Consider the following 6,555-nt stretch of genomic DNA (forward strand, 5'->3'; position numbering starts at 1 on the left):
ACGTGGATGACATGGTTCGCCGCCGTGAGGTTCAGGCCGGTGCCGCCGGCCTTGAGCGACAGCAGGAAGATCACCGGCTCGTCGGCCTCCTGGAACCGCAGCACCATCTCGTCACGCTGTTTCTTGGTGGTGCCGCCGTGCAGGAACAGCACCTGGCAGCCGATCCGGGCGGCCAGGTACGGCTGCAGCATCCGCCCCCATTCGGCGTACTGGGTGAAGCACAGCGCCTTGTCCCCGTCGGCGGCGACCTCCTCGCAGATCTCCTCTAGCCGCTCCAGCTTGCCGGAGCGCCCGGGCAGCCGGGATCCGTCGCCGAGCAGGTGCGCCGGGTGGTTGCAGACCTGCTTGAGCTTGGTCATCGTGGCGAGTACCAGGCCGCGCCTGGTGATGTCGTCCGACGCGTCGCCGATGCGGCTGAGCATGTCGATGACGGTCGCCTGGTACAGGCTGGCCTGTTCCTGCGTGAGGTTGCACCAGACTTTGATTTCCTGTTTGTCTGGCAGGTCAGAGATGATTGACTTGTCCGTCTTGAGGCGGCGCAGCACGAACGGCTGGGTGATCCGCCGCAGCTGGTCCGCCGCCTCGGCATCACCGTGCCGCTCGACGGGAATGGCGAATCGCTCGCGGAACTTCTTGGCCGTGCCGAGCAGGCCGGGGTTGGCGAACTCCATGATGGACCACAGCTCGGAGAGCTGGTTCTCTACCGGCGTCCCTGTCAGCGCGATGTGCGCCGCCGCGGGCAGCGCCCTGACCGCCCTGGCCTGCGCGGTGTCGCGGTTTTTGATCGCCTGCGCCTCGTCGCATACGACGCGGGCCCACGGTACCCGGCCCAGCGAGCCCCGGTCCCTGTTGGCGATTCCGTACGTGGTTATCACCAGGTCCGCGTCGGCCAGCGCTGCGGTCAGTTCGTCGCCCGTCAGCCGCTCCGCACCATGGTGGACATGCACCCGGAGCTCCGGGGTGAACCGTTGCGCTTCCCGCTGCCAGTTCCCCACCAGCGACATGGGACATACCAGCAACGTCAGCCGGTTCCCTGGCGGGGCGGCGGCGATCAGGGCAAGCAGCTGAACGGTCTTGCCCAGGCCCATGTCGTCGGCGAGGACGGCCCCGAGGCCGAGTTCCCCGAGGAAGGACAGCCAAGCGAGGCCGCGCTGCTGGTACGGCCGTAGCTCGCCATGGAAGCCGCGTGGGGTGCCAAGCGGCGGCAGCCGCCGGTCGGCCTGCCCGGACAGCAGGTCGCCGAGCCAGCCGTCGGCGTCCACGGTCACCGGGACGCCGTCGGCTGGCCCATGCGCGTCGGCCTGGAGCACGTCCGCGGCGGTCATCGTGCCGGACTGGTTGCGCTCAAGGAACTTCAGCGCGGTCTTCAGGTGCCGCTCGTCCAGTTCCACCCACTGGCCGCGGACGCGGACAAGCGGTACCTTCAGCGCGGCGAGCTCGGCCAGCTCGCCGGGGGAGAGCACGTGGTCGCCCACGGCCAGGTCGTAGCGGAACTCGACGAGGTCCTGCAGGCCGAATGCGGACTGCCGGGCCGATGGCGAGCTGGCCGTGCTCGACTTGGTGGTCAGCTTCAGCCCGAGCCGCGCCTTGCGCGCCCAGTCAGGGAGCAGCACGCCAAAGCCGGCGCCGGCGAGCAGCGGCCCCGTTTCCCTGAGGAACCGGAGCGCGCCCGCAGTGTCGAGGGTGACCGCGGCGGGTGCGGGCTCGCGGAGCGCGTCTTCGAGTTCGGGGAACAGCCGGGCAGCGGCACCGAGGCCCGCGAGCAGCAGCTCGTCGGGATGCTCGTCCCCGGCGAGCCAGCCAGTCCCCGCCCCGGCCCAGACATCCTCGGCCGTCAGCATCAGGCTCGGGTCCTGCGCCGACTGCAACGCGAACTCCACTCGCCACGCGGCCAGCTCGGCGAGTCCGGCCGGGCCGGGCTCGGCCGGTTCAGCCAGGCGGAAGCAGGTGCGGACCGGACCGGCCGGGAGTTGCGCGGCGGCTAGCCAGGCGGCCAGCGACGTGATCAGCGCCTGCGCCTCGGCTGCATCCTGCGGCGTTTCCACCGTTACGCGAGCATCGGAGCCGGTGAGAGCGGCCACCGTCCGTTCGGCCAGATCGATACGGGCGGGGCGGCGACCTCTGCGCGCGGGCAGCAGCGGTGCCTGCAACCGGGTGCGAACCGTCGAATCCGCGAAGGAGTCGAGCATGTCGGCCAGCGAGGTCCCGGCCGGGGCATCCTCGGCCGCGCGGCACAGCGGCGGCATCGCGGCCGCGAGTTCCCTGGCACGCTGGGCATCGGTGGCAGCCAGCACCGGCCGCCAGCGGGCGGCGTAGCCGTCCTCCTCGGGAACCAGCATGGGCAGCACCCGGCCACGCGTGGCCAGGTCGGACGCGAACTGCGCTACGGCGTACAGGTAGCCGATGGAGCCGCCGGAGGTAAGCTCGGCAAACTGTGCCCCGGCGAGCGCGGCGAGCACCCCGGCCGCTGCGTCCGGCTCAAACGTGAGCACCGGTATCCGCCAGGCGGCCATCGACGGCCGCGTGCCGCCGGACGGACGGTCCTCGCCTGACGGTTCGGCTCGGTTATGCGGCCGGGTGAGTCCGGGCGAGGCGAGCGGGCCATCGCCGATCGTTGGCAGCCGCAGGGTCAGCTCGTCGTCGACCGCTTTCCTGGCCAGATCGGCAACTGGCGCACGGAGCGCTACGAGCGCGTCGGCGAGCTCGGTCGCGCCGGCGGCGAACGGGTGCCTGCGCGGCGCGCGCGACGGCCGGCCGGCCCGGGGCGGGGCGTGCGCGGGCAGCGCGGGATCTTCGGCCCATAGCTGCACCGCGCCATAGGCCCAGCTGCCGTGCACCACGAGCATGCTTGTCACCCCGCGCTGGCTTGCTCACTCTGTCCAGGCGCGCTGCATCGCCTCGGGCAGCCCCCACCAGCCGAGCTCGGTGAGCCTGTCGTCTTCGTCGATCGCGCCCAGGACGCTCCACATGGCGGTCACGTGCAGGAACAGGCCCTCGATGCTGAGCTCGTCGAAGTCGTCGTAGTCCTCGAAGTCGGCGGAGTCGAACTCCTCGTCCTCGTCCTCCTCCTCGTCCTCTTCGTCCTCGTCCTCGTCCTCCTCGGACCCTTCGTCTTCGTCGTCGTCCTCGTCCTCGGCGAGGTCGAAGTCGCGCACGTACCTGGCGAGGTCGGCGGCCGACGCGGGCGTGCCCGGCCCGCCGGTCGCCAGCGCCGACATGACGGCCAGCCAGTCGAAGTGGTCGAGCGCGCACACCGCGGCCATCGCGGCCGACATCTCGTCGAGCTCGCCGTCGTCCTCGTCGCCGCCGGGTCCGTCCTGCTGGTCGCCGAAGTCGAGGTCCTCGTCTTCGGCCCACTCCATCGCGCGGGCGAACTCCTTGTCCTCCTCCGACAGCGGGTCACCCTGGGGTGAGGCGACCGACGTGGCGAGCGTCAGCCACAGCTCCGCGTCGTCAGCCGGCAGCGAGTCCGTGTTGCGCCCGCTGAACGAGACGAGCATCTGTCCCGGCCAGCCCGGGCGCGCGATGTCCTCGCGCAGCCTCCTGGCGGCCGTGCGGAGCTCGGCTGCGGGCAGCGGACGCTCGCCCACGGTCTCGAGCACCGAGCGCAGCGCGCTGAGCGCCTCCGCGTCGGCGGCCGCCCAGTCGGCGAGGAAGACCTCGTCCTGCTCGTCAAGCAGCACCGTCATCGGCACCCGCCCGTCCGGCAGCGGGGTCGTCATCCAGCCTTCCTGCAGCGCCAGGTAGTCCTGCCGCGCCTCGGCGTCCCCCCTGGCCAGCTTGTCCGGGTCGATCTCACCGGCGGCCAGGCGGTCCTCGAGGAAGGCGACAAGCCTGGTGTGCATCTCCTCTTGCAGCGGGCTGCGCTGCGACGACTCCTCCCACACGTGCAGCCCGATGATTCCCGTCGGTTCTGTCCCCGTCGCCTCGAGCCAGCCGTGGACGTCCCCGTACGTCGCCTCGTGGTCGTTGATCTTGTGCAGGATGCCTTCCGCGGAGTCCCAGAACGCCGCGGACAGCGGGTTGCCTGCCGCGAGCAGGCCGCGCCTGATGCCGGGAAGCGACGCGAGCGCGTCGGCGGCGGACACGCTGAGCAGTGCTATTGCGACGTCGCGCCGCCTCAGCTCGCCGAGGGGACGCCCGGCGAGCTCAGCGACGCGATCAGCTTCGAGTTCCACGCCTCGCAGCGTACGACGCCCGGGTCCCAACGCGCACGGCCCTCCCGTCTTCCAGTCGCTCTTACAGCTCGGCCCGGCCGCCCAGGTACGGGCGCAGCGCCTCGGGGACGCGAACCGTCTGCTCCGCCGTCTGATGGTTCTCCACGAGCGCGGCCAGCAGCCGCGGCGTCGCGATCGCGGTGTTGTTCAGCGTGTACGCGAACCGCACCGTGCCGTCGGTGTCCCGGTAGCGAAGGTTCGCCCGCCTGGCCTGCCAGTCGTGCAGGGACGAGCAGCTGTGGGTCTCCCGGAACCGGCCGAGGGACGGGAACCAGGTGTTGATGTCGTTCATCCGGTACTTGCCCGCGCCCATGTCGCCGGTCGAGCACTCGACGACCTCGTAGTGCAGCCCGAGGCCCTGCAGCAGGTGCTCGGCCGCGCCGAGGATCTCGAAGTGCCAGGCGTCGGACTCGGCGTCGTCGGCGGCGCAGATCACGAACTGCTCCACCTTCTCGAACTGGTGCACGCGGATCAGCCCGCGCACGTCGCGGCCGGCGCCGCCGGCCTCCCGGCGAAAGCACGGCGAGATGCCCGCGTAGCGGATCGGCAGCGCCCTGGCGTCGAGGATCTCACCGGAGTGCAGGCCGACGAGCGCGACTTCGGCGGTACCCGCCAGGTACAGGTCGTCGGCCGTGATCGCGTAGGTCTCCTCGCGGTGCGCGGGGAACTGGCCATTGCCTATCAGCGGGTCCTCGCGCACCAGCGCCGGCACCGAGATCACGGCCGAACCCCGCTCGATCAGGTAGTCAAGCGCGTAGGACAGCATCGCGCGCTCGAGCAGCACGATGTCGCCGGTGAGCGCGTAGGCGCGCTCGCCGGCCACCTTCCTCGCGCGGGCGAACTCGGCCCAGCCGCGGTTCTCGAGCAGTTCCACGTGGTCTTTGGGCTCGAAGTCGAAGACCGGCGGCTCGCCCCAGGTCTTGATCGTGACGTTGGCCGAGTCGTCCGGGCCGACCGGGGTGCCTTCCCACGGGATCGTCGGCGTGAGCAGCAGCAGCGACTGCAGCCTCTCGTTGGTGGCGGAAAGCTCCGCGCGGACCTTCTGCAGGTGCTCGTCCTGCTCGTCGTGCTCGGCGCGGAGCCGCTCGCGGGCGGCCTCGTCCGCCCGCGCGAACTCCCTGGCGAAGCTCTTCCTGCGGGTCTGCGCCTCGTCGAGCTCGCGCTGCAGTTCCCGGCTGGCCTGGTCCAGGCTGAGCAGCTCATCGACGTCGAGGTCGATGCCCTTGACCCGGACCGCGGCCTTGACGGCCTGCGGGTTCTCCCTGATGAATCGTCTGTCCAGCATGGTGACGTGTCAGTCCTCGCTGCGAGCTTGCATAGCCACGCAAACGCTACCAGGAGTGGCCCGCCGGGTGCTGACGTAGACCGCGGCGCCGGTTACCGTGAAAGTCATGCTGGTGACCAACCACGTGCTGTCCGGCGCGCTGATCGGCGCCGTGGTGCGGCGGCCCGCGGCCGCCTTCGCGGCCGGCGTCGCGTCGCACTTCGTGCTCGACGCGGTCCCGCACTGGGGGAATTTCGGACCTCGCTACCTGCACGTGGCGGTGTCCGACGGGCTGGCCGGCCTGGCCGCCATCGGCGCCTTGGCGGCCATGGCGCCGCCGCAGCGGCGGCTCGCCGTGCTGGCGGGCATGGCGGGCGCCGCGCTCCCCGACATCGACAAGCCGGCCCGGCTGTGGTTCGGCCGGTCCCCGTTCCCGCGCGCCGTCGACGAGTTCCACGCGTCGGTCCAGCGGGAGGCGGCGGGCCGCGCTGGCCGGGAACTCGCCGCCGCGGCGGTCCTTGCCGCCGCGGTCACGGCCGTCCTGCGCACCGATCCCGCGCGGCGACGGAGGGCGAACCCGCCAGCGCCCCCGCGGGCGAGCCAGCCCCGGCGGCTGTCAGCCGGCGGCGGGACAGGCCGCCCGGGCTTATCCCAGCAGCGGCCGACGCGGCTGACGCCCCGGTTGAACCGGCCGGGCTTCCGGTGCGTCTCCCCGTACAGAGGATGCAACGTAGCAGCCCGTTCCTTGCCGCCCGACCCGATTGAGCTTCCCGACGAGCTGCGCCTGACCCAGTACGGGGAACAGCCGCCGTTCGGCGACGGCTTCCGCGACCGGCTCCGCGAGAACATCGGAGAGACGGAACTGTCGATGATCCTCGGCGACGTCGATGCGTCGGCCGCGGCGGTTCTGGTCACGCGGTATTTCGCCGCTGGCGCCATCCGGCGGGTGACCACCGCGGGGCGGCTGCGCGCGGCCGGGTTCCGTGTCGTGCACAGTCCCACCAAGACCAACCGGCTGCATGTTAGCGTGTTCCCGCCCTTCACCGAAGCGGGCGAGCCGGCCGGGTGGGATGA

At 71.5% G+C, this 6,555-nt stretch carries 4 protein-coding genes; 1 reads left to right on the forward strand and 3 read right to left on the reverse strand.

Going from position 1 to position 6,555, the window contains the following annotated elements; all coding sequences use genetic code 11:
* The 3 genes from Q1N79_RS14180 to serS all read right to left on the reverse strand — a co-directional run.
* On the reverse strand, positions 1 to 2,846 hold a 2,846-nt coding region (locus Q1N79_RS14180), incomplete at its 3' end, for a DEAD/DEAH box helicase (RefSeq protein ID WP_300609231.1).
* 24 nt (positions 2,847 to 2,870) lie between these two features.
* Entirely contained in the window at positions 2,871 to 4,178 is a 1,308-nt protein-coding gene (locus tag Q1N79_RS14185; RefSeq protein WP_300609233.1) for a hypothetical protein, read from the reverse strand.
* A gap of 61 nt (positions 4,179 to 4,239) precedes the next feature.
* Positions 4,240 to 5,502 carry a serine--tRNA ligase gene (gene serS, locus Q1N79_RS14190; protein WP_300609235.1) on the reverse strand — a complete coding sequence of 421 codons (1,263 nt, stop codon included), beginning with the start codon at positions 5,500 to 5,502 and terminating at the stop codon, positions 4,240 to 4,242.
* Positions 5,503 to 5,608: 106 nt separating this feature from the next.
* Here serS and Q1N79_RS14195 point away from each other — a divergent pair.
* The coding region (locus Q1N79_RS14195; RefSeq protein WP_300609237.1) for a hypothetical protein at positions 5,609 to 6,555 on the forward strand (947 nt) is incomplete at its 3' end.

Origin of the sequence: Trebonia sp. (assembly GCF_030042015.1) — a bacterium.
Taxonomy (GTDB): Bacteria; Actinomycetota; Actinomycetes; order Streptosporangiales; family Streptosporangiaceae; genus Trebonia.